The 23,054-nt window shown below is 46.9% G+C and carries 21 protein-coding genes; all 21 read right to left on the reverse strand.

Going from position 1 to position 23,054, the window contains the following annotated elements; all coding sequences use genetic code 11:
* Positions 1 to 38: 38 nt before the first annotated feature.
* Positions 39 to 1,859, reverse strand: coding sequence for a DNA primase (gene dnaG, locus PAENI_RS28680; RefSeq protein WP_042190927.1), 1,821 nt, complete (start codon positions 1,857 to 1,859; stop codon positions 39 to 41).
* A gap of 39 nt (positions 1,860 to 1,898) precedes the next feature.
* Positions 1,899 to 2,375: a YaiI/YqxD family protein gene (locus PAENI_RS28685; RefSeq protein WP_149647611.1), complete on the reverse strand. Its 477-nt coding sequence runs from the start codon at positions 2,373 to 2,375 to the stop codon at positions 1,899 to 1,901.
* 239 nt (positions 2,376 to 2,614) lie between these two features.
* Positions 2,615 to 4,690 (reverse strand): glycine--tRNA ligase subunit beta, encoded by a 2,076-nt coding sequence (gene glyS, locus PAENI_RS28690; protein WP_149647612.1) that lies wholly within the window; start codon positions 4,688 to 4,690, stop codon positions 2,615 to 2,617.
* Positions 4,683 to 5,570, reverse strand: a complete 888-nt coding sequence (gene glyQ / locus PAENI_RS28695; protein ID WP_042130314.1) for a glycine--tRNA ligase subunit alpha — start codon at positions 5,568 to 5,570, stop codon at positions 4,683 to 4,685. The genes glyS and glyQ overlap by 8 nt, the downstream gene beginning before the upstream one ends.
* Positions 5,571 to 5,994: 424 nt before the next feature.
* Positions 5,995 to 6,750, reverse strand: coding sequence for a DNA repair protein RecO (gene recO / locus PAENI_RS28700; RefSeq protein ID WP_042190931.1), 756 nt, complete (start codon positions 6,748 to 6,750; stop codon positions 5,995 to 5,997).
* A 36-nt stretch (positions 6,751 to 6,786) separates the two neighbouring features.
* The gene (locus tag PAENI_RS28705) at positions 6,787 to 6,930 is read right to left on the reverse strand and encodes a YqzL family protein (RefSeq protein WP_076117313.1); all 144 of its coding nucleotides are present in this window, start codon (positions 6,928 to 6,930) and stop codon (positions 6,787 to 6,789) included.
* Between the two features lie 112 nt (positions 6,931 to 7,042).
* Positions 7,043 to 7,936 (reverse strand): GTPase Era, encoded by an 894-nt coding sequence (gene era / locus PAENI_RS28710; protein WP_042190933.1) that lies wholly within the window; start codon positions 7,934 to 7,936, stop codon positions 7,043 to 7,045.
* Positions 7,937 to 8,589: 653 nt separating this feature from the next.
* Positions 8,590 to 9,009, reverse strand: coding sequence for a cytidine deaminase (locus tag PAENI_RS28715; RefSeq protein ID WP_149647613.1), 420 nt, complete (start codon positions 9,007 to 9,009; stop codon positions 8,590 to 8,592).
* 205 nt (positions 9,010 to 9,214) lie between these two features.
* Complete coding sequence (locus PAENI_RS28720) at positions 9,215 to 9,610, reverse strand: diacylglycerol kinase family protein (protein WP_042190936.1); 396 nt, start codon at positions 9,608 to 9,610, stop codon at positions 9,215 to 9,217.
* Positions 9,610 to 10,107, reverse strand: coding sequence for an rRNA maturation RNase YbeY (gene ybeY, locus PAENI_RS28725; RefSeq protein WP_076117315.1), 498 nt, complete (start codon positions 10,105 to 10,107; stop codon positions 9,610 to 9,612). The genes PAENI_RS28720 and ybeY overlap by 1 nt, the downstream gene beginning before the upstream one ends.
* Positions 10,104 to 12,359 carry an HD family phosphohydrolase gene (locus tag PAENI_RS28730; protein WP_076299663.1) on the reverse strand — a complete coding sequence of 752 codons (2,256 nt, stop codon included), beginning with the start codon at positions 12,357 to 12,359 and terminating at the stop codon, positions 10,104 to 10,106. The genes ybeY and PAENI_RS28730 overlap by 4 nt, the downstream gene beginning before the upstream one ends.
* Before the next feature lie 14 nt (positions 12,360 to 12,373).
* On the reverse strand, positions 12,374 to 13,345 hold the full coding sequence (locus PAENI_RS28735; RefSeq protein WP_042190944.1) for a PhoH family protein: 972 nt from the start codon (positions 13,343 to 13,345) through the stop codon (positions 12,374 to 12,376).
* Positions 13,346 to 13,360: 15 nt separating this feature from the next.
* Positions 13,361 to 14,542, reverse strand: coding sequence for a sporulation protein YqfD (yqfD, locus tag PAENI_RS28740; protein WP_076284784.1), 1,182 nt, complete (start codon positions 14,540 to 14,542; stop codon positions 13,361 to 13,363).
* Positions 14,539 to 14,832 carry a sporulation protein YqfC gene (gene yqfC, locus PAENI_RS28745; RefSeq protein ID WP_060621997.1) on the reverse strand — a complete coding sequence of 98 codons (294 nt, stop codon included), beginning with the start codon at positions 14,830 to 14,832 and terminating at the stop codon, positions 14,539 to 14,541. The genes yqfD and yqfC overlap by 4 nt, the downstream gene beginning before the upstream one ends.
* A 171-nt stretch (positions 14,833 to 15,003) precedes the next feature.
* On the reverse strand, positions 15,004 to 15,555 hold the full coding sequence (locus PAENI_RS28750) for a hypothetical protein (RefSeq protein ID WP_149647614.1): 552 nt from the start codon (positions 15,553 to 15,555) through the stop codon (positions 15,004 to 15,006).
* A gap of 18 nt (positions 15,556 to 15,573) precedes the next feature.
* A complete protein-coding gene (gene floA / locus PAENI_RS28755; RefSeq protein WP_060621995.1) occupies positions 15,574 to 16,575 on the reverse strand; it encodes a flotillin-like protein FloA in 1,002 nt (333 codons plus the stop codon).
* 63 nt (positions 16,576 to 16,638) lie between these two features.
* Positions 16,639 to 18,003, reverse strand: coding sequence for an NfeD family protein (locus tag PAENI_RS28760; RefSeq protein ID WP_149647677.1), 1,365 nt, complete (start codon positions 18,001 to 18,003; stop codon positions 16,639 to 16,641).
* 139 nt (positions 18,004 to 18,142) lie between these two features.
* The gene (locus PAENI_RS28765; RefSeq protein WP_042190953.1) at positions 18,143 to 18,586 is read right to left on the reverse strand and encodes a GatB/YqeY domain-containing protein; all 444 of its coding nucleotides are present in this window, start codon (positions 18,584 to 18,586) and stop codon (positions 18,143 to 18,145) included.
* 15 nt (positions 18,587 to 18,601) lie between these two features.
* Positions 18,602 to 18,775 (reverse strand): 30S ribosomal protein S21, encoded by a 174-nt coding sequence (rpsU, locus tag PAENI_RS28770; RefSeq protein WP_036657994.1) that lies wholly within the window; start codon positions 18,773 to 18,775, stop codon positions 18,602 to 18,604.
* A 139-nt stretch (positions 18,776 to 18,914) separates the two neighbouring features.
* Positions 18,915 to 19,274, reverse strand: a complete 360-nt coding sequence (locus tag PAENI_RS28775; RefSeq protein WP_042130338.1) for a histidine triad nucleotide-binding protein — start codon at positions 19,272 to 19,274, stop codon at positions 18,915 to 18,917.
* A gap of 366 nt (positions 19,275 to 19,640) precedes the next feature.
* Complete coding sequence (locus tag PAENI_RS28780; RefSeq protein WP_149647615.1) at positions 19,641 to 23,054, reverse strand: AAA family ATPase; 3,414 nt, start codon at positions 23,052 to 23,054, stop codon at positions 19,641 to 19,643.

The raw sequence follows: 23,054 nt of genomic DNA on the forward strand, positions 1-23,054 counted from the left end.
TTCGACTCCCTCCTCCCTAGGTACATCCTGTCAACATTTCATTGTCTCTCTAGGGCTATAATCTCACTTGCTATTTGTGCCGCACGCAAAAAGTCACCTGACTTTTCCGCCTGAATCATCTCTTCACGCTTCTGATCCATCTTGCGCTGCAGTGGGTATTTCCGTACTTCACGGATACAATCATCCAGCACCTGCATATTCCAGTCTGGAGGTGTATCCATCATGGAAATTGATGTTGCAGTTTTCTCTAGACGATCATCCTGAAGCGATGATAGAAACCGACTAATGCCGGGTGGTTTGCCTTGCGCGTAATAGGCATATAGATAAGCGGCAATTGCCGCATGATCATCGATGTTGAAATCTTCTCCGAGGCGTTCGCCCACATACGTGGCAGCTTCCGGGTCCTGGATCATAAAGGACAGTAGACGCCGTTCCGCGACATGATAAGCGGGCAGCAAAGTTGGTGTCTGCACTTGCCCTTTTTTATGCCTACCATTATTCCACCTTTTGTCGTTATTATCCCCTTCAGGGATGTTTTTTTGCATCGATGCCCTAAGTAAATTACAATCCTGCTTCAAACTATCATATGAAAGTTCCAGCTCAGAAGCGATTTCCCTTAGGTAAACCTCTCTCTCTGTCGAGGAATGTAACGAAGCAATGACCTCCAAAGCTTCTTTGACGTAGGCAATTTTGCCATCTTCCTCTAGGAGTATATGGTTTTTTTTCAGATATATAAGCTTAAATTTTATGGATGAAACCGCTGAATCAATAACCTGATCCATAAACCTTTCTCCACCATGCATTGAGATGAATTCATCTGGATCGAGCCCGCTTGGCAGTAAGGCGATCTTTACACGCAAGCCACTGCCTTCAAGCATTGGAATGGACTTCATAGCAGCTGCTTGTCCTGCCCGGTCACCGTCATAAGACAGTACAATTTCATCGGCTAGACTCTTCATCAGTGCTACATGACTTTCAGTTAAAGATGTTCCCATTGTTGCTACACCGTTATGCACACCTGCTTCCCAGGCCGAAATGACATCTCCGTATCCTTCAAAGAGGACGATTTGCCGCGTTTTGCGGATGGATGCTTTGGACTGGTGCAAATTGTATAAAATCCGGCTTTTGTTAAACAATCTACTCTCTGGAGAATTAAGATACTTGGGTTGTCCTTCACCAAAAATTCTTCCGGCAAACGCAATCACCTTGCCTGTGCGGTTCGCAATCGGAAAAATAATCCGACCACGGAAACGGTCTATATAGCCTTTACCCTCACCTCGGGCAGACAAGAGTCCACCTTTCTCCATCTCAGCAAGGTCAAAATTCCGTTTCTCCAAAAATTGTAGCAAAGTATCCCAGCGGTCCGGAGCATATCCGATCTGAAACTGGTCAATCATTTTATCGCTGAAGTTCCGGGCTCTTAAATACTCCATTGCGGCTTTGCCGTGTTCCGTATTCTTCAGCAAGTAATGATAAAACTTTGCAGACCATTCATAAGCTTGAATCAACCGATCGCGTTCCGGATCAGGAGGAGACATTAGGCCTCCCTTACCTTCAGGAACGGGAATATCACTTTCTTCAGCCATTATTTTGACGGCTTCGGGGAAGGTTAATCCTTCGATTTCCATCCTAAATTTGATGGCATTTCCACCCATGCCGCAGCCAAAGCAATGAAATACTCCCCGGTCGGGGGTAACTGTAAAGGAAGGGGTTTTCTCCGAATGGAACGGGCAGAGGCCCCATAAATATTTCCCCTGCTTGGACAAATGGACTACCTTACCGACTGTATCGACAATATCATGACGTGCAAGCACGCTTTCGATAACTTCTTCCGGAATATTCCCGTGTCCGCTAGCCACTTCAACCACCTTCAATTCTTAACAAATAAATATAATTCGCTATTGCTCCACATTCTCCTGCAAAAGTATTAAAAGTTTTGTCATTTTATGTTGAAAATATATTTTTTCTTCTGCCGTTATAGGTTTTGGACCCTTAGAATAATGTCCCCGTCTTCGTTCCACGGCCCTGGCATGCCTGCCTTCCAACATAAAATCCATTTTGGAATCGTCATATTCCTGGCCACGAAAAGAAAGAACACTGCAACGTTTCCCGAGCGCAAGTGCTGCGAGACCATAGTCTTGAGTCAATACCACATCTCCAGCAGAAATATGATTGGCAATATATAGATCGGCGCTCTGATCTCCCCGGTCCACCTGCACAACCGTTACACCCTCTTCAGCTTTCAGTGCATGGTCATAAGAAGATACCATCAGTACCGGCACACCAAAGGCGCGGCCAACTTCAGCAATCTCTTTTTTGACCGGACAAGCATCCCCATCCACGACTATAGTTCTAGACCGGGACTTCTTCTCCATGATCATCACCAATTTCCCGTGTAATATATATACGCCCTTACCGCAAGAAATCCTTCTTTCTATGCATAAATACGGAACGGATGTCAAATGACGCATTGGCACCGTTCCGTATATTTATACCCCAAACCAACATTCTATACCATAAGACACAAACTTTTCTTATAGATGTTGTTCAAAAAGCTGTCCTTTGATCAAATGTCGAATCTTGAATTCAGCCGGGAACTCCGGTGCTCAGTCGTTTACCAAACGAGCTTGCCAAAATCAGCAAACGCCTTGGAGTCAGCATCAATACCAGCTAGCAAAGCTAAACGGTTAGCACGTACCTGCTCATCCTCTGCCATAACCATAACGGAATCGAAAAATGCTGTAACAGCATCTTTTAGACCCGAGAGAATACGGAGTGCTTCTTCGGCATTATTCGCGGACATCGCTTCAAGATACGGTGTGTGTAATTCCTGCCATGTACTGTACAGCTTCAGCTCAGCATCTTCTTTAAGTAAAGAAGGATCAATCACTTCGCTGGTTGCTTTAGCTGCCAAATTACTGACACGAGTGAGTGAATCTACTGTAATTTTAAAGTCTGCTTGGTCTAACACAGCACCCATAAGCGCACGGCTTCTGCCCACAACATCTACCACGTTGTCAAAGCCAGCTGCTGTAACAGCGTCCACAACATCATAGCGTACATTGTCGGATAAAAGTCGTTTAACACGCAGACCGAAGAACTCGTACAGGTTTATACGTAGTTCATCGTCAGAATGTTTCGAATTCCCTGAATTTTTATGAATTTCAATCGCTGCTTCAAAAATCTCGCGCAGCGTAATCGGCAATTTATGCTCCAGCACGATTTGAACAATCCCTGCAGCCTGGCGACGCAGTGCGTAAGGATCCTGTGAGCCTGTTGGGATAATACCGATAGAGAAGCAACCTACAATCGTATCGATCTTGTCCGCAATGCTGACAACTGAACCGGCATCTGTCGATGGTACTGCATCACCCGCGAACCTTGGCTGATAATGCTCGAAGATTGCTTTTGCCACAGTTTCAGGTTCTCCTGCTTTGCGTGCATAATCTTCACCCATGGTGCCTTGAAGTTCTGGGAATTCATAAACCATTTGAGTCACAAGGTCGAATTTGCAAATATCAGCAGTCCGACTTACTTCAGAAAGGGTTATATCAGACAATCCCAACTTTACAGCAAGACGATCGGAGATTTGGCGAATACGACGCACTTTATCTCCAACACTGCCAAGCTCTTCATGGTAGACGATATTCTCCAATTTGGCTAGTGCATCATCAATCTTCATCTTTTGATCTTCTTGATAGAAGAATTTGGCATCTGATAGACGAGCACGGAGTACCTTCTCATTACCCTTAGCAATAACATCCAAAGATACTGCATTCCCGTTACGCACCGTTACGAAGAAAGGTAGAAGTTTGCCCGCTGCATCAAATACCGGGAAATACCGCTGATGCTCACGCATCGAAGTAATCAGCACATCCTGTGGAATGTTCAAGAAAGATGGGTCGAAGGTTCCGAACAACACGGTTGGTGTTTCAACTAGGAACAGTACTTCCTCCAAAAGATCCTCTTTGATCGCAATCGTCCAGCTTTTTTCTTCAGCCAATTGATTGATTTGTTTCAGGATCAATTCTTCCCGTTCCTTCACGTCTACAAGGACATGCTGCGCACGCATGATCTCAACATATTGTGCAGGCTCCGAAATTACAGTCTCTGTACCCAGAAAACGATGTCCACGGCTCACATTACCCGCTTTTACATCCGTAATTTCCAAATCAATAATATCTTTCCCGAAAAGAGCAACTAACCAGCGGATCGGACGCACGAATTTAAAATCGTAAGCTCCCCAACGCATGTTTTTCGGAAAAGTCATCGCATTTACAATCCCTAAAAGCCCTTCTGAAAGAAGCGAAGCTGTCTCTACCCCAGCACTATTTCTAGTAGCATATATATACTCTACTCCAGCTAGCTCTTTGAACGTAAATTGCTCCGGAGATACACCCTGACTACGGGCAAATCCTAAAGCAGCTTTGCTCCAGTCTCCGTTTGCATCCAGTGCGATTTTGCGTGATGGTCCTTTGACTTCTTCGCTGATATCCTCTTGCTTCTCAGCCGCATCCTTAACAAAAACAGCGAGACGACGTGGCGTTGCATATGCAGTAACTCCAGCATGGGTAATCCGTGCAGAATCCAACCACTTGGATGTTCTATCTTGCAGCTGTTCCATCGCAGCGCGGATAAAACGTGCAGGAATTTCCTCCAGACCGATCTCAAACAGGATATCTTTAGACACGGTCAGCACCTTCTTTCTTCAGCAGCGGGAAGCCAAGCTTCTCGCGTTCCTCAAGATATGTTGCCGCTACAGAGCGGGCAAGATTACGCACTCGGGTAATAAATCCAGTCCGTTCAGTAACACTGATGGCTCCACGTGCATCCAGCAAATTAAAGCTATGTGAGCATTTCAACACGTAATCGTAGGCAGGGAACACAAGATGCTGCTCCATCGCTCTACGCGCTTCTTCTTCGTACATGTTGAACAGTGAAAATAGCATTTTTACATCAGATACTTCAAAGGTGTAAGTAGAATGTTCAAACTCCGGTTGATGAAAAACATCACCATAAGTCATGCCGCTAACCCATTCAAGATCAAATACATTTTCTTTATCTTGAATGTAGGATGCTAGCCGCTCCATTCCGTAAGTAATTTCTACGGCAACTGGATTGGCCTCAATTCCACCGACCTGTTGGAAGTACGTAAACTGAGTGATTTCCATACCATCTAGCCACACTTCCCATCCTAGACCTGCACAACCCAGTGAAGGGTTCTCCCAGTTATCCTCAACAAAACGGATATCATGCAAGAGCGGATCAATGCCGAGTGCTTTCAAGCTATCCAAGTAAATCTCTTGAATGTTATCAGGCGATGGTTTGATAATGACTTGAAATTGATGATGCTGATACAGACGGTTCGGATTCTCCCCATAACGTCCATCGGATGGGCGACGTGAAGGCTCTACGTACGCAACTCTCCATGGTTCAGGACCTAGTGAGCGTAAAAATGTCATAGGGTTCATCGTGCCGGCGCCTTTTTCAGTGTCATAAGGCTGTACGATAATACAGTTCTGTTCAGCCCAGAACTGCTGCAGCGTCAAAATCATCTGCTGAAAGTTCATAATACCGTCTCCTTCGCTTTACAAGTTTTTAGTTCATCTTGCTTAAAACTTCTTACCATGGAGGCGGCATTTTTCGCTCCTGACAGCAACAAAAAACCCCCGCCCCCATGCCTGATTAACAGACATAGGGACGAGAGCTTAACTTATTCTCCCGCGGTTCCACCCTACTTGATTCCATTCCTTGATTCAGCAATATCACTTGCTAAAGACAAGAACGAAATCCACTTTCATTCGCCATATCCGTACTCCCGGGTGCCATGTTCATGAACATTGTCCCGCCAGGCTCTCACTACCCCCAGCTCGCTGAATCGCGACAATATCGCTCATTACTTTCCCGATCAATGCACGTTCTCCCGAAGTAGAGCAAAACGGCGACAATCTTATAATTAAACTGTTCCTATAGTAACGGAAAAATCAGATTTCGTCAAATCTTGTACTTGTCGAGCTGATCCAGGAAATTCTGTGATTTTAGCTTTAATCCAAGCTGCACATCCATAAAGGCACGCATAATTTTTTTTAGCTCATCACGGCTGCTTTCTTTGACATCCACATTCCCTAATCTAGTTAGATCAAGTCTGGCGAATAAGCGTAGTAATTTCAACGCACGAGCAGAGACCTCCATTGCTGGAGGATCATTATGTTTACAGCTGCGGCAGAGTGCTCCACCAAGGCGAGGGCTTATCAGCAGTTGTTCATCAGGCTTTTCAGCTCCACATATCACACAGGTGTCGAACTCTGGACCATAACCGGCTGCTTGCAAAATCTTCATTTCATAAACATTTATGATAACTCCAGGTTCCTTATCTTCTTCAAGTGCGTTCAAGCAGGCCGTAAGCTGGCGAAACCAGAAGCTCCCCGTCTCCTCATCATGCAGGACTTTATCAAGCAGTTCACAAGCGTATGATGCATATGCTGCTTTAATCAAATCCTCACGCAGAGGATGGTGAGACTTCGTGATCTCGCCGGAATTCAGCGTCCCAAGACCTCCGTTATTTCTAAAAAAAACAAATTCCCCGACGGTGAACAGCTGGATCAGGGCAGCATGGCGGCTCTTAACCTTCTTAGCACCTCGTACCAGAACTCCTACTTTCCCGGCGTTCTCGGTGCAAAGCGTAATAATTGCGTTCCCCTCGCCGTAGTCCATGCTGCGGATGACGATCCCTTCCACCCTGTGTAGCATGCCTCTTCCCCCAACCATTCGGCAAGCAACCAGTCCTTATTGCGCTTCTTCATCACAGACCTTCTCTTCTTCCACTAGCTGTAATCCACTGTCTTCAAGTGGATAGCCAGCTTCCTTGTATAGCAGGTAAGCATCGACGTCTCCTGTCATTGCAAAATACTTCCACGAAAAGTTTCGCATTCGTATTCATCCTTTCTTGGGAAAGACGATGTCTCTTCAAGAATTAGGATGTGCGATGAGCCAGGTTCTATCCTTGCAATTCCTGCCAAACGAGGAATGACGGATAAAGATCTTAAAGGTCTTTATGGAAGCCCAAATCCCGCAGAACGCGGTCCTGATTACGCCAGTCTTTTTTCACTTTTACCCATAGCTCCAGAAAAATCTTCGAACCCAAAAGGTTCTCAATGTCTGTCCGAGCGCGTCTTCCAACCTCTTTCAGCAGCGCACCTTGCTTACCGATAATGATCCCCTTCTGAGAATCACGTTCAACAAAAATAACGGCAGACACATGCACCACACCATTCGGCTCAACCCTCATATCTTCGATAGCCACAGCAATGGAATGCGGTACTTCTTCGCGCGTCAAATGCAGAATCTTCTCACGAATTAGTTCTGCGCACACAAATTGCTCAGGGTGATCGGTAATTTGATCTTCCGGGTAGTATTGCGGACCTTCTGGTAAATACTTAGCGACTTGCTCTAACAGCGTGTTAACATTGCTACCCATCTTAGCAGAAATTGGAATGATTTCAGCAAAGTTATGCAGCTTGTTGTACTGAGCCATAAGTGGGAGCAATGCTTCCGGCTCTATTTTATCGATCTTGTTGAGTACAAGAATAACTGGCGTCTTAAGTCCATTTAATTGCTCAGCAATGTATCGGTCTCCACCGCCCAAACCATCTGCAGCATCCACAAGGAACAGCACAGCCTCAACTTCACCCAGCGTGCTCATTGCAGTTTGGTTCATGTAGTCGCCTAGCTTGGACTGTCTTTTATGAATACCTGGTGTATCCAGGAACACGATTTGCGAATTATTCGTTGTATAGACCCCATGGATTTTATTTCTAGTGGTCTGTGGCTTATCCGACATGATTGCAATCTTCTGTCCAATAACCTGGTTCATGAGTGTCGATTTGCCTACGTTCGGTCTGCCGATAATTGCGACAAAGCCTGATTTGAATTTCATATTATCTTCCTTCCATACTTTCCTTCTAAATTCATGTTCAAAAATCTTCCAAGATCTTTTTCGATCCCCCTAAATCCCCCTTAGCCAAGGGGGACCCCAAGGGCCCCGGCCCTCTGGACACCCGGAAATGGCGTACCTGCATCGTTCGGCGGGATTAGATGGTTGATCGCGCATGAGCGCTTTCGTCCCCTGTTAGGGACAAGCCTCACTCTCGTTTATTAACACGGTTCGCATTAAGCTCACCATGGATAAAGATTACTGTGATGCAGCTTACAGGCAGGGTTTCAAGTTACGATGTGCAAAGAATCGCTAGCGGCTTCGCCGCGGCGCTTACCTCGTAATGTTACTCTAACAACACATAATTTGCATCATTCTAGCTTAATTGATGATGACTGCACACTTTTAATTGTACTTTGTACAACTAATTTGAGTTTGAGTTTATGTTTTGGTGTTTTAGTTGTATTCTGTGCAATTAAATCCTGTCTTAAGAGCCAAATATGGACTATAGCATAAATTTAATTGCACTATCTGCAACTAAACTCATTTTTGTGCGAAAGAGTAGCATTTAACTGTACATTGTGCAATTAAAGTAGCAACCTTCGTCTAACTATACCTGATTTACCTTTAAACAGGCATTAAATCAAACTCTCATTTTACTCTGGAGCTTGTCCTTGCTTCAGATCTACGGGACCAAAAGCGCCAGGAAGTAATTCTCCCACCGTCGTCTCAACAATATCGCCCTTCATGTTTCCAAGGATAACCTTCATGTCTGGTGAACACAACTCAATCAGAACTTGGCGGCATACACCACAAGGAGATACGGGGCCATCGGAATCGGCAACAACGGCAATTGCCTTGAAAGAACCGATAGCATGACCGTCGGCAATGGCACGGAATAACGCGGTGCGCTCTGCACAATTGGTTGGGCCAAATGCAGCATTTTCTACATTACATCCGTGATGAATATGACCATCCTGATCAAGAAGGGCGGCTCCAACTCCGAATCGGGAGTAAGGAATATATGCCTTAGCACGTGCTTTAATCGCTTCTTGCATAAGAAGAGCGGAATCCATATTTGGGTCCTCCTAAAGTTTTGTTAGCATTACTTCACTGATTTGCTTCGTACAAAACTTGCTTCGAAAGCATCCACTTAGTTTTGTTAGCATTATTTCACTGAATTTTCTTCGTACAAAACTCGCTTCCTAAACATCCAGTAACCAAAGAGGCGGAATCGCAAAACGCGGGTCCGCCTCTCCCCTGAATTGAATTGTAACCTGATTATGACATAAGTCCGGTAATCCAGTCCATCACCGGGTGGTAAAAAACATAGACCCCGACTAAGACAGCAAACACCGCCGTAAGCAGCACAGCTCCTGCGGCGGTATCTTTTGCCCTCTTAGCCAGTGGGTGAATCTCCGGCGAGATCAGGTCTACCGTCGCTTCAATTGCTGTATTGAGCAACTCGGCGGTTAAGACAAGCGTGATGGAGAAGAGCAGCAACATCCAACTGGCCAGCGGAAGTCTGAACACGGCAGCGGCAACAAGTACAACCACAGCCAAACAGCAATGCACCTTCATGTTAAGCTCGGATTTGAATGCCGACACGATGCCTTGCGATGCAAACCGAAAAGAGTGCCAGAACTTCTTATGTCCTACCGCCGTGTTCTTCACCATTAGCGAGTCAACCCAACCTGAGCTAGTACTTTCTCTTGCTTAGACATCATTTCAGCCTCTGAAGCTTCATCCTGATGATCATATCCTAACAAATGCAGAAATCCGTGCACAAAGAGGAAACCAAGCTCACGCTCCAGCGAATGACCATATTCCTGCGCCTGCTCCTGAGCACGAGTTACGGAAATGATGATATCTCCCAGTACATCCGGAACATCTTCCAGCGCTTCGCCTTCTTCTACTTCGTATATAATGTCCAGCTCGTCCTCTCCGCTTTCATTCATCGCAAAAGAAAGTACGTCCGTCGGACGGTCAATTCCCCGGTATTCCAAGTTCAACTCATGAATACGAGTGTTATCGACAAAAGTAAGCGCAACCTCTCCCTGATCGATCCCTTCCGCTTCACCTGCTTTTTGCAAAATGCTCTCCAGCAGTGCTATGAGATCGTCCTTTATCTCGTATTCTTCTTGCTCGTTATCCCAAACGATCTCCAAACTCATGGGTTAGCTGCCCCTTCCTCTTTTTTCGGCTTACGCACATCTTCTGGGTATTCGATCCGTGAATGGAAAATCCCCATGACCGTTTCTTTCAGCGTCCGTGCAATAATGTCCAATTCTTTAATCGTTAAATCACATTCGTCAAACTGATGATCATCCAATCGACTTTTAATAATTTTCTCAATCATCGTTTCCACCTGAAGAACGGTTGGTTTGCGCAAGGATCGCACCGCAGCTTCAACACTGTCGGCAATTCCTACAACAGCCGATTCCTTCGACTGAGCTTTCGGGCCAGGATAACGGAAATCTTCCTCGGTAAAATCAGGCTCTACACCTTTTTCTTCCGCCAGCTTCAGGGCCTTATGGTAAAAATAATGCAGGAACGTCGTCCCATGATGCTGCTCAGCAATATCACGAATCGGTTTGGGCAGCTTATATTCTCGTTGCATTTCCACCCCATCGCGGGCGTGAGCTACAATGATAGATTTACTAAGCTTCGGTTCAATAGAATCATGTGGGTTTTCCATATTATTCTGATTTTCAATAAAATAAAACGGACGTTTTGTTTTACCAATATCATGATAATACGATCCTACCCGGCACAATAGGCCATCTGCTCCAATCGCTTCTGCGGCCGCTTCTGACAGGTTACCTACCATTACGCTATGGTGATAGGTTCCTGGTGTTTCCGTAAGAAGCTTGCGCAATAAGGGATGGTTCGGATTAGACAACTCTACCAGCTTCAGGGCAGATAGAATGCCAAAGGTAGCTTCAAAGAAAGGCATCAGACCAATCACAAGCACTGCAGTCAAAAGTCCACTCGCAAAAGCAAAACCAACGGCATACAGCGTGCTTACATCTTTCCATTCGCCACCAGCTAAGAGAGTCAGCATAAAGACGGTCACACAGCCAAAAAGGGATACCATAATCCCGCCTTTTAATAATGTGGAACGCTGGCCTGCACGATGAGTGGCAAAAATAGCTACATAACAAACAACAATTGAAAAGAAGCCAAAGGTAAAATCAAACACCGAATTCTGCTGAACATTCAAAATGATACTGGCGAGTATACTGATCAGAATAGAACAGAAATACGCTAATGTCATATCCAGAAGCATGGTAATCAGCATAGCACCAATGGCTACTGGAGCCAGATACCCGAGATAGGAATGGACATCCGTCTGCAAAATTGCGGTCAACCGCATGGAGATGATCGTAATAACAAACACAAGCACCAGCATTAATAACTGGGAATTATTATACTTGAAGCCCGCAGTTCCGCCAGAGTAACGGATAAACACCATCAGACCCGCAGATAGCATGGTAGCAAGTAATAGCAATCCAACCTGAGGCCAATAGTTGACCTCATTGCTTAGCAGGCCATTCTCATCCAATAGGGCGTACAGCTCAGGGGTGATTTTTTGCCCTTTAGCGACAAGAACCTCCCCTTGCTCAATAAACACATCAGGTGTGTTCTCACGAGCCTGTACCTTCGCTTCCTTCGTTGCATCTTCGTCATAGAACTTATTGCTTGTAATAACGAGCCGGACTAACTCTTGCACAACCTCACGCGCCGTACGCTGACTCAGAGAGCTGATACTGACCTGCTCCGCCACTTTGGCGCGCGCAGTCTGGGCGTCCGTGATTTGATCGTTCATCAGCCTAGTCACAATATCACGAGCGACAGGCTTCATTTCGATAATGTCCTGAGAGGTCAGTCGCGGAATCTTAATGTAAGTTTCATCTGGAATGACATAGGTCTGCTCTTTTATGACAGATTGCATTTCCTCCAAAAGATGATCGGAATAAGTGCCTCCACCCCGATTTGAGGCTATGAAATTCAAAATAAAATCATTGGCTCTCTGCGGGATCTCATCACGATAAATCTCAGTCTTATCGCTTTGCGAAATCAAATCATCCTGATTCAGGCGATCAATCCGGTCCAGTAGCGATGTCACAAGATTATCGGCCCTCATCGGGATGATTTTATACTTTGGAGATACACCTTCGGCCGCTTCTTCCGCCGCCTTTAGTGTTGCCTTCTTGTCCAAAATTTGCTTAGGCGCTGTTATCTCCTTCGCGCTGAGCGTATTCTCTTTAATATCGTACCGCTTAGGTAGTAGATCGGGCGACAGGCTGAAGTAGAACACAAGTCCGAGTAACAGGAAAAGAGCATAGCGTGTCGCCGCGCTATACTTCCATCCGTTGTTCGTATATACAAATCCGCTTAATTTAGATGGTTGCTTTGAAGCCATGAAGACAATCCCCTTTATTGGAGGTTTTCGGCAGAGCGGTCATAGGCAACGATAATTTTCTGCACCAGGGAATGCCGTACTACATCCTGCTCCGCAAAATAAACAAAACCGAGTTCTTCTATGCCGGATAAAATCGCTTTAGCCTCAATCAAACCGGATTTCTTGCCGCGAGGCAGGTCAATCTGGGTAACGTCACCCGTAATCACCATTTTGGACCCGAAGCCGAGTCGAGTCAAAAACATTTTCATTTGCTCAGGCGTTGTATTCTGGGCTTCATCCAAAATAATAAATGAATCATCCAGCGTACGACCACGCATATAAGCGAGCGGAGCAATTTCAATCAATCCCCGTTCAAGTGCCTTAGCCACCTGATCGGGCCCCATAACGTCGTATAAGGCATCATATAACGGACGGAGGTATGGATCTACCTTTTCTTGCAAATCCCCTGGGAGGAACCCTAGACTCTCTCCTGCTTCTACTGCTGGGCGCGTAAGAATGATACGCTTAACAGAACCTTCTTTAAGTGCCGTAACTGCAAGCACTACCGCCAAGTAGGTCTTACCCGTTCCTGCAGGACCGATTCCGAATACAATATCACGCTTCTTGATCGTTGTCACATAATGCTTCTGGCCAATCGTTTTGACACGGATAGGCTTTCCACGAAAAGTTGTTGTAATTTCTCCCTTGAACAAATCGAGCAATTGATCGACTCGAAAGTCTTTCGCCAGCTCCACAGCGTACTGCACATCACGTTCAGTAAGTATGTAACCGCTCCGAATGAGGGACAGCAACACATTAAACAATTGTCCCAGCATGTCTACTTCCCGCTCCGCACCACGTATCGTTAACTCTGCTTCACGGGAATCAATAATAGCAGGAATTTCACTCTCGATGATTTTTAGGAATCCATCTTGCGGGCCGAACAGCGATTGCGCTTCTCCCGCATTTTGCAAAGTAATACGAATGCTTGCAGTCTGTTCTGACAAGTAGCCTCATTCTCCTCAATTGTTTACTATTGGCAGTTCTTCGGAAATTTTTTCTTCTACTTCAAAGATCACTTTCATATAAACTTTACCATTCTCTTTCTTCTCATGCAAAACTTTTTGACTTTTGATGACGCTATCAACGCCATAACGCGCCAAAATATCATTCTTCGCTCGCTCTATTCCCTTTTCAAATCCAGCCTCTGGAGTTAATGTCTCACTTGTTTCACTAATCTCCATTTCTTTCTCAGTCATTAGGCCCAGCGGCAGCTTAATGGACCGCCAGGACAGCGGATCGTGCTCAGTAAGTGTTCGTGATTTCTCAAAAGGAGAATCGCCATAACCCCATAGCTGGATAGCCCATTTACCAAGCACCAGATAGGTTCGATCTTTACGCTCCCCTGTATATGAGCTATTTGTTGTTGTAAGAGGCACTTCTATATTGTATTCATGCCACACTAGACCCTTAACCTCACCTTTAGCCACCACGTACTGTACATTCTCTTCGTCGCCTAAAGCACCCGAGATCAGGATATCCCCTTTTTTAACCCGTGAGTTACGCGCTACAACCGGTCTGCCCTGCTCCGCATATATTTCAGTTACCACCGCATCTGTTCTGCTAATCAAATGCCGCTGACTAAGTAGAGGTTTGATATCCGGCTGTTTAGATTCTACCACCTGAATTTTAATGCTCGTCCCCGTCCGCTGCACCCCTATCCATGAAACGCCGGGTAATTGGGCTAGGAGCCCCTTAGAGAGCTTGTCCGGCTCATCCAGACGCCATATCCATTGAAAAGGATACACCCCCTCCTGGCGAGCAGCTGCCAATATATCCTCAGAGGCAATTTTTTCATTCCCCTCGACTCTAATGCTCCATACCATCGTGGATAACATAAAGAGCATAATCCCGAATACCAATATTCCCATGCCAAAAAATTTACGTTTCCAAAGCCGCGCCATCAAAAAAGGCAGTCCGCTTCTTCCTGTAACGTGCATCCGACAGCCTGTCTTCTTTAAAATCGGACGGAGGACATAAAAATCATTCAGAAGCAGCTTAAGGGAAGCGCCGCCCTCCGCGGGCCTCACATCCCAAATCACTATACCTGCTTCAGAAATGACATTAATGAATCTCTCCACCTGAGGCCCCGTCACATGCAGTGTAACGAATCCCCGCAGTGATGAAAGAGGTGGTTCCTTCATGATTTCCCCTCGCTTTCTTTATATCTGATCTCTCCGATAATGCCTTCTACCGCCAGCTCCTGACCAAGAATATTACGAATGACAAGATCCTCGCCTGTGATTTCAAGCGATCCTTTAGCTAACGCGAGCTTAAGCTGGCCTGAGGAAAAATGCAGCACGCCGCGATGATTCTCGATATACAGTTCCTTATTGCCGATCAGGGTGATCCGGGGCATTTCCTGTAGTAAGTCCTGTGGTAAATCCAACACCCCGTTTGTCCATCCCCGCAGCCTGCGGCCAATACGGGTCATAAGTAGACGTTCCCCCTTCCTGCCTTCTGTACACCTTATGCGACAACGCTTTTGTTTATGAGAAGAAGTGATAAAGGAGCACCTTTCAGGTAAAAAAAACATAAAAAAAGCCTCAGCTTTCCTATCGTTAAGATAAGAAAGCTAAGGCTTAATTGTTACTTTGACCTAAAATTACGATCTTCGGGTGGAATGCGGCTGGCGCGCGCGCGGAGGTCCTAGAATCTCCGCCCAAACCACACCATTGCGCAGCTCATCCCTATTCACTGTTCTATTTGACTGAACAGCAATGTCAGAGGATGAGCTCTTCGTCTTCATCGATTTGGAATCTGCTCCCGCGATTCCATCAAAAGCAGCTTGAAGACGCCGTACCTCTTCCTGCATTCTTTGTGTGCGCAATTCAACTCCGTCATCAGCATACTCCGAAGACATTCCTTCTCCAGTAGAATAATCTGGCGTTGGGATGTACGCAGGCTCTGGAAAGGCAGGTGATGCGTCATACTCGCGGGAGGATGTAGTCACAGGAGTTGGAAACCCACTCCTAGACTGCTCTGGTTGGTCTCCGTTCCCATCTACATCCTTATTACGACGTAAAGGGTTCTCTTCTCCTCCACCAAAAGTCGGCATTCCTCCGCGTGTAGCACCTTTAGGTTTGTTCTTCGCGGCCTTGTTCACATTGGATACAATCGCGAAGATAATAACCGCAACAATATAGATCCAGCTCATGGAGATTCACATCCCCTTTTATTTATTATTGTTAGGACGGTTATTATCGTCCTGATCATTCATTTTGCCGAGGGAGCCTCGCATTTGTGTATCCGCCTCGATATTTTTGATGTTCATGTAATCCATCACACCGATTTGACCATTTCTGAGCGCCTCAGCCATCGCCATAGGTACCTGAGATTCAGCTTCCACAACAAGCGCCTTCATTTCAACTACGCGCGCCTTCATCTCTTGCTCATGAGCGACAGCCATTGCTCTGCGCTCTTCAGCCTTGGCTTGTGCAATACGTTTATCCGCTTCTGCTTGTTCAGTTTGAAGATAAGCACCGATGTTCTTGCCTACATCGATATCCGCAATATCAATGGAGAGGATCTCAAAAGCTGTACCAGAATCCAATCCTTTGGCCAAAACCGTACGTGAGATCGAATCCGGATTCTCCAAAACATCTTTATGCGAATCACTCGAACCTACCGTAGTTACAATCCCTTCACCAACCCGGGCAATAATCGTTTCTTCACCTGCACCACCAACGAGGCGATCAATATTAGCACGAACAGTAACCCGCGCTTTTACTTTAACTTCAATACCATTCTTAGCTACAGCCGCTACAATAGGTGTTTCGATCACTCGTGGATTTACACTCATCTGAACGGCCAGAAGCACGTCACGTCCTGCGAGGTCAATTGCTGCTGCGCGTGTAAATTCCAAAGGAATATCTGCACGTTGTGCTGCAATAAGCGCATTAACCACCCGGTCTACGTTACCACCTGCGAGATAGTGGCTCTCCAGTTGATTAATATTTAGTCCAAGACCTGCCTTAGTCGCTTTAATCATTGGATTAACGATTCGACTTGGTGTTACACGACGCAGTCTCATCGCTACTAGGGTAATAATACTAATCCTAACCCCTGACGCCAATGCAGAAATCCAGAGCATGACCGGGAAGAAGCTTAAAAAGACACTCAACAAAATGACTACAACTACCGCAATCAACAAAAAAGTAATTAAAGATGCTTCCATAACTTTACAACCTCCAGTAAATTATTGTGGAGCTACTATTCGCCATACCCTTTATCTTTTACCTTATTCCTTAATTTCCTTCACCACAATCCGTCCGCCCTCAACTTTTACAACAGAGACCGGTGCATTAACGCTAATAAAGCTGCCTTCAGTAACGACATCTACTCGCTCGCCGCCAATCATAGCCGTTCCGGATGGACGAAGTGGAGTAATACTGTTTCCTATAGCTCCAACTAAGCTTAACTTCTCTTCAACAGGTACAAATCCCTGATCTTTAGAGAGCGTATCCTTTAAAATAAACCTATTCCAAATTCCACGTTCTTTAAATGCGACAGCCACAATCACAATGACTACTGTTGCAGCCGCGAATGCGATACCGAGACTAAACAATGCATGTGTGAAGCTGTATGCTGCGCGTACGACACCTGCCACAAGGCTCACGGAACCAAGTATCCCCAATATCCCAAAGCTCGGCACGAATAGCTCCAGCACAAGCATGACAAGTCCGATTATGAACAAAAGCCAAGTCTCTGATCCAGCAAACCCTGCTACAGAATTTCCGAAAAAATATAAAACAAAGGCTAATGTCCCAATAATCCCAGGTGCACCGAAGCCCGGAACGATCAACTCAATCACAATGCCTGTGATCCCGATGAATAGCAAAATCGTCATAATAATCGGATTCGTCAGAAATTGCGACATTTTCTCGGCACCCGTATGCTCCACACGAAAAATGTCATCTGTAGTATAACCTAACCAAGTAATTGCCTCTTCTGGAGTGGTTGTAATTTGATCAGCATAACCAGCTTTTAAAGCTTCGTCACTAGACAAGGCAATAATTTCGCCCTGCGCTTTAGATACGCCAAGATCTGGCTTATCCACAACCAAATTACTATCGACCATTCCCGCAGCAATATCAGGATCACGCTCATTTAGAGCAGCGGCTCCAATCATTTTTGATTTCCAGTAGGACACCATCTTCGCGTCATCTACTTTCTGGCCGCTACTATCTACTAGAGATGCAGAACCGATCATGCTACCCGGCTTCATGATGATTGCACCTGCGTTAAGTGCTATGTAACTGCCTGCGGAAGCGGCATCACCTTTAATAAAAGCAGCCGTAGGTATGTCACTATCTCTTACCATCGTCCCAATCTGTTCTGCTGAACTCACCAGTCCACCCGGTGTATCGACCTCCAGTACAATTAGAACCGCTCCATAATTAGCAGCTTCTGCGAACCCTCTTTCCAAAAAGCTTTGCAGACCTCTTTCAATTTTCTGATCAACCGGAATAATAAACACAGGGCCTTTCTTCATCTCACCATTCGCAGCCTTCGGTGCTTTTGGTACTGTTACATCAGCGCTGACATTCGGGATAAACGGCGTTAAGAGCAGTAGCAGTAAAACAACTGGAATGCTGGCTAACATAATTTTCCGTAATCTTTTCAATGTTTTTACCTCCCTTCTTCAACTTGACCCGGGACACATAAACTTTATTACGTTGTAAGCGTAATTACGTTTCAAAACAAAGAAAAGCACCCCTTTTACAAGGGGTGCTGGCGCTATATTATTGCAGAAATTGCTGAACCGCTTGGTTCACGAGTTTACCATCGGCGCGACCTTTGACCTTAGGCATCAGTGCGCTCATGACCTTACCCATTTCGCTTTTCGAAGAAGCACCGGTTTCCTGGATGGTCTGCTGTACAATTGCTTTAATTTCTTCTTCGGAAAGTTGCTCGGGAAGATACTTAATAATAATCTCGATTTCTGCCTTCGTACTCGCGGCAAGCTCGTCGCGACCCGCTGATTCAAATTCTTGGAGGGCATCTTTGCGCTGTTTGATTTCACGACTAAGGATATCAAGCACTTCGTTGTCGTCCAATGTTCTCTTCAAATCTATTTCAAGATACTTTATTGTAGAACGAACCATTCGAATCGTGGAGAGCGTGAACTTGTCCTTACTCTTCATCGCTTGCTTCATATCTTCGTTCAATCTCTCGCTAAGATTCATGCGTGGGTAATCCTCCTAAAACTTTCTCTTACGAGCAGCCTCAGACTTCAGCTTTTTCTTAACGCTTGGCTTTTCGTAATGTTTGCGTTTCTTCACCTCAGCCAAGACACCATCTTTTGCGATGGAACGTTTAAAGCGACGAAGTGCAGCATCAATTGTCTCGTTTTTGCGAACTTTCGTTTCAGACACAGTTTCCCCTCCCTCCGACCATACCGTCCAAGAGCATAACACGGTTTATCAAATTCCATTATAGGTCAAACGGAAATAGGGTGTCAACCTTCGTGTTATTCTTTTTTTCTGGCAAGTTCTTCAACATTTAATGTTTGTACTATGCGTGAGAAGCTGAGTTTCCTGTGAGAGCTCCCAGCTTGGCCCCACCAAGCAAGTGATAATGAAGATGAGGCACAGCTTGTCCACTATCTGGACCACAATTATTGATCAAACGATAACCAGATTCGGCAATCCCAAGGTCGATAGCGATCTGTTGCGCTACACTGTGAATTTCTGCAATTAGCGGAAGATCCTCAGGTGTGACATCATTCATGGAAGCAATGAACTTCTTTGGAATGATCAACACATGTACCGGTGCAGCCGGCTCGATGTCGTAGAATGCAAGAATACGTTCGTTCTCAAATACTTTTTTGGAAGGAATAGTACCCTCAATAATTTTGCTAAACACGGTCTCCATAGAGTGCTTGCCTCCTAAAAATTGGTGAAATTTCACTTCATCATAAGATAATCATACAGGATAATCACCAATTACGAAAGACGCTAGAAGATTCAACATCCACACTCTAAAACTGTATCTATTACAGAATGAAATCCGTTTACAAATGAAGTTGAGCTATATATATACCCGTAGGGCCTAAAAAGGCAAAAAAAAGAGAAACACCCTTCACAGCTTATAAAGCTGATTCGGCGGCGGACGTATGAAAAGGAGTACATTCCCGGTCATACGTCCGCCGAGGTGTTTCTAAAGTAATGTCGGCTTAGCTGTATTATAACAGCGCGTTGATGCTGTATCTGTGATATCGATCACACAGTTTAAAATGCTTCACATTTTTTCCAAAAGGATACGAGACCCCCCTCCACCTTGTTCAGCAGGAACTACCACCAGCTTGCGCGGCAACCTTGCACGAAGCTCTGGAACGTGGCTGATAATACCGACAGACAGCTGGTCATTATGCAACCTTTCAAGTGAAGTAATCACTGTATCCAGAAGCTCTGGGTCGAGAGTACCAAACCCTTCATCCAGGAAGAAAAATTGCAACGGATATTGCCCACGCAGCTGGATCTGAGCTGAAAGAGCAAGTGCCAGCGAAAGGGATGTTAGGAAGGTCTCTCCACCAGACAGGGTTGAGACAGGTCTTCTCACCCCGCCGTTCCCGTCATCACGGATCACAAAGCCGCCACCCGAATCAACCTCCAATGCATAACGCTGCTTACTCAGGAATCGAAGCCGCTGGGAAGCGGACTGACATACCTGCATCAATTGTTCCTCAGCAATGTACTCAACAAAGGCGTTCCCACGTAAGACCGTCTGTAGTTTGGAGAGTTGATCTTGCATAGATGCGTGCTCAATCCGCTTTGCTTCGAGCTCCATCCAGCGAATATGTCGATGCCGCAGGTCCTCCAGATCACGCTCTGCACGTGCTCTTGCCTGAAGAGATACTTCATCCTCAGCCTTGCTTCCTCTTAAGATCCCCTGACTTTCTTGCCATTCTTCTTCACTTAAGCTGGCTCCGTCAAGCTTCTCTTCAATATTACGCAGTTGCAACGAGACCTCAGCTTCTTCGGCACGATGAGCACGTACGCGGGAATAAGCCATTTCCCTTGCTTCGGATGTGAGCGCTGCTCCTTCAACCTCAGTGGCTGAACTAAACGGTGAAGAAGCCAAGCTTTGTTCCCAATGACTGGTAGCTGCTACGTAATGTTCACGCGCAGATTCCGCAGCCTGGCGAGTAATCGCTGCTTCCTTAACCTCATGCTGAGCCTTCTCCGCCGCTGCGAGATGTGTCTGCTTGCTTGTCTCCAGAGCAGTTAACAATTCCTGCAGACGTCCTTCACATTCCGCTAGAAGAGGAGCAGCAGCACGACCATTCGTCCACTCCAGTAGACGCTGTTCTTTTTCACGCTGCAATTCTTCCTTGCCTTCGATCTGTGTGATCCACTGAGCCAGCTCTTTATCCAGCCCCGTTATGGTCTCTTGAAGGTTCTGCACTGAAGCACTTTTCTCCTCCAGAAACTTGACACTGATATCAAGTCGAGATCTAATTTCTTCAGCTTGTGCATCCTTAGCTAACAGATCACGGTAAGCTTGTTCCACTTCTCCAGGTGCCAGATCCGGGAACTGCTGTGTCCAGTTCTGCCGTAGAGCCTTTAGCTGGGCGCTGAGTTCCTCAGCTTTGGCAGCAATTCCTTCTACCCAGCTCCGTTCACCTGCGACAGCTGCCGCTTCTTTGAGGCACAGCTGCTGGACCTCCTGCATCGATTGCTGCCACTGTACCGCAGTTCGGCGTACTTCACCTGACTGTCCTTTTAATCCCAAATGTGCAGCTTCAAGTTCTGCCAAGGCTTTTTCATCTGGAATGATTAAATCGGTGGAAGTAACTGCACTACTTACTTCTGAACCTGCAGCTGCAGGGTGATTTGCCGCTTCGATGACTTCATTTCCAAATACCTGCTCCAGCCATACTTGATCCTGTTCGCGAAGACCACGGAACAGATGACGAGCTTCCAAAGCCCGTCTAGACAATGTTCGAACTTGCTGAAGCTTCATTTCCAGTTCTTGTTGCTCTAAGCTATCCTGCAATAATGCAGGTGCAGGATGATGCTCGCTGCCGCATACAGGGCAAGGTTGTCCTTCTTCCAGCTCCTTAGCTAGTGCTAACGACAATCTGTGAAGCTCTTGATCCTTCATAGCCGTTTCCAAAGTGCTGACATGTTGCTCCAGGCGCTCCGCTGCGGCGCGCGCAGCTTCTTCTGTCGCCAGCAGCTTCTCTTGATGCAGCGCCGCCTCGCGGATCAGTTGCCCGCGAGCAGCTTCCTGCAGCTCGCGACGGCCCTCGGCCTCCGCGAGTCGCGCCTGCGCAGCCGCGAGTGCAGCGGCACGCTCGCGGCGCTCCTTCTCCGCCTTATCCCACTGGGATTCGGCGGAGTGCAGCCCTTGCAGTCTCTGCATCGCTTCTTGCAGAGACTGCCGCTCCTGGGAGCGGACACCGAGCGGCTGCAAGCTTTGCTGCAGCTCTTGCTGGCGCTTTTGGCCCTTGGCCAAAAGCTCACGCTCCCGGGCCATGCCCTCCCGCAGCTCCGCTAGCTTGCGGGAGGCCTCTTCGCGGCGCTCGCGCAGAGCCGCGAGTTCGCGCCGCAGGCCGCCGAGCTCGGACTCGAGCTCGAGCGCGCGGCGGTAGATGCCGGCCCCCTCCCGGAGGGCCGGCTCTTCCGCCGCAAGTGCGGCCTGCGCAGCAGCCGCGACGGCAGCGGCACGCGCCGCTTCCTGCTCGGCGGCGGCGGCCAGCACCTCTTGGCCCTCCGCGCGGGCCAATCGGCTCTTAAAGGCTTCTTCCGCGCTGCGCCATGCTTTCAGCGCGGGAAGCCTTGCCTCGGCCTCGTCAGCTTGGCCGAGCTTCTGTTCAAGGAGGAGAATCTCCTCCTCCTTGGCGAGCAGCCCCTGCCGCTGTAACTCGCGGCGGGTCCGTTCCTCTTGGAGCTCGCGTATACGCGCGAAACGCTCCGAGACCTGCAGCGCCGCCTCCAGTTTGCGGCGGCACTCTGCAGCATAAAGGGTGGCCTGCTCGAGGCGCTCCGCCGCTGCCTCTACATCCCCTTTGCCTGCGCTGCCAAGACCCTGCTGCTCAGCGATGAGCGCGCGGAGCGCAGCCTCATTCTCCTTCACCCGGCGACTAAGCTTAATTGCCAGCTGATCGCCGTACTGTTCCAGATGGAACAGGCGTTGCAGCATTTGCCGACGATCTACGCCACGAAGTGATAAAAATTCGGCAAATTTCCCCTGCGGCAATACAACCGCTCGCGTGAAGTCATCCATTTTTAGACCGATATGCTCCTCCACACAGCGCGTAACATCTGCGAGCTTATCCGCCATAACATTATCTCCGTCAGATGTAATTTCGATGAAACGGCTAATCGTGTTGCTGACGGTTTGCTCTCCTGTACGTTTGAATTTACGTTCAACCCGATAACGACGTGCCCCCGCGGAAGAAGTGAGCTCAAAGGTAAACGCTACGCTGAGTGAATCTTCAGAGTGGTTCATAATCCCCTGTGTTCCATTAACGGCACGTTCCACTTTCCCGTACATCGCCAAAGTAATAGCATCCAGCAAGCTAGACTTGCCGCTGCCCGTAGGTCCAAAAATCCCAAACAGACCCGTCTCACACAGACTTTCAAAATCTATTTCTTGCATTTCCCTATAACTCTGTAATCCTGCTACTTTTAATAGAATAGGTTTCAC

Source organism: Paenibacillus sp. B2(2019) (assembly GCF_008370385.1).
Lineage (GTDB): Bacteria > Bacillota > Bacilli > Paenibacillales > Paenibacillaceae > Paenibacillus_AQ.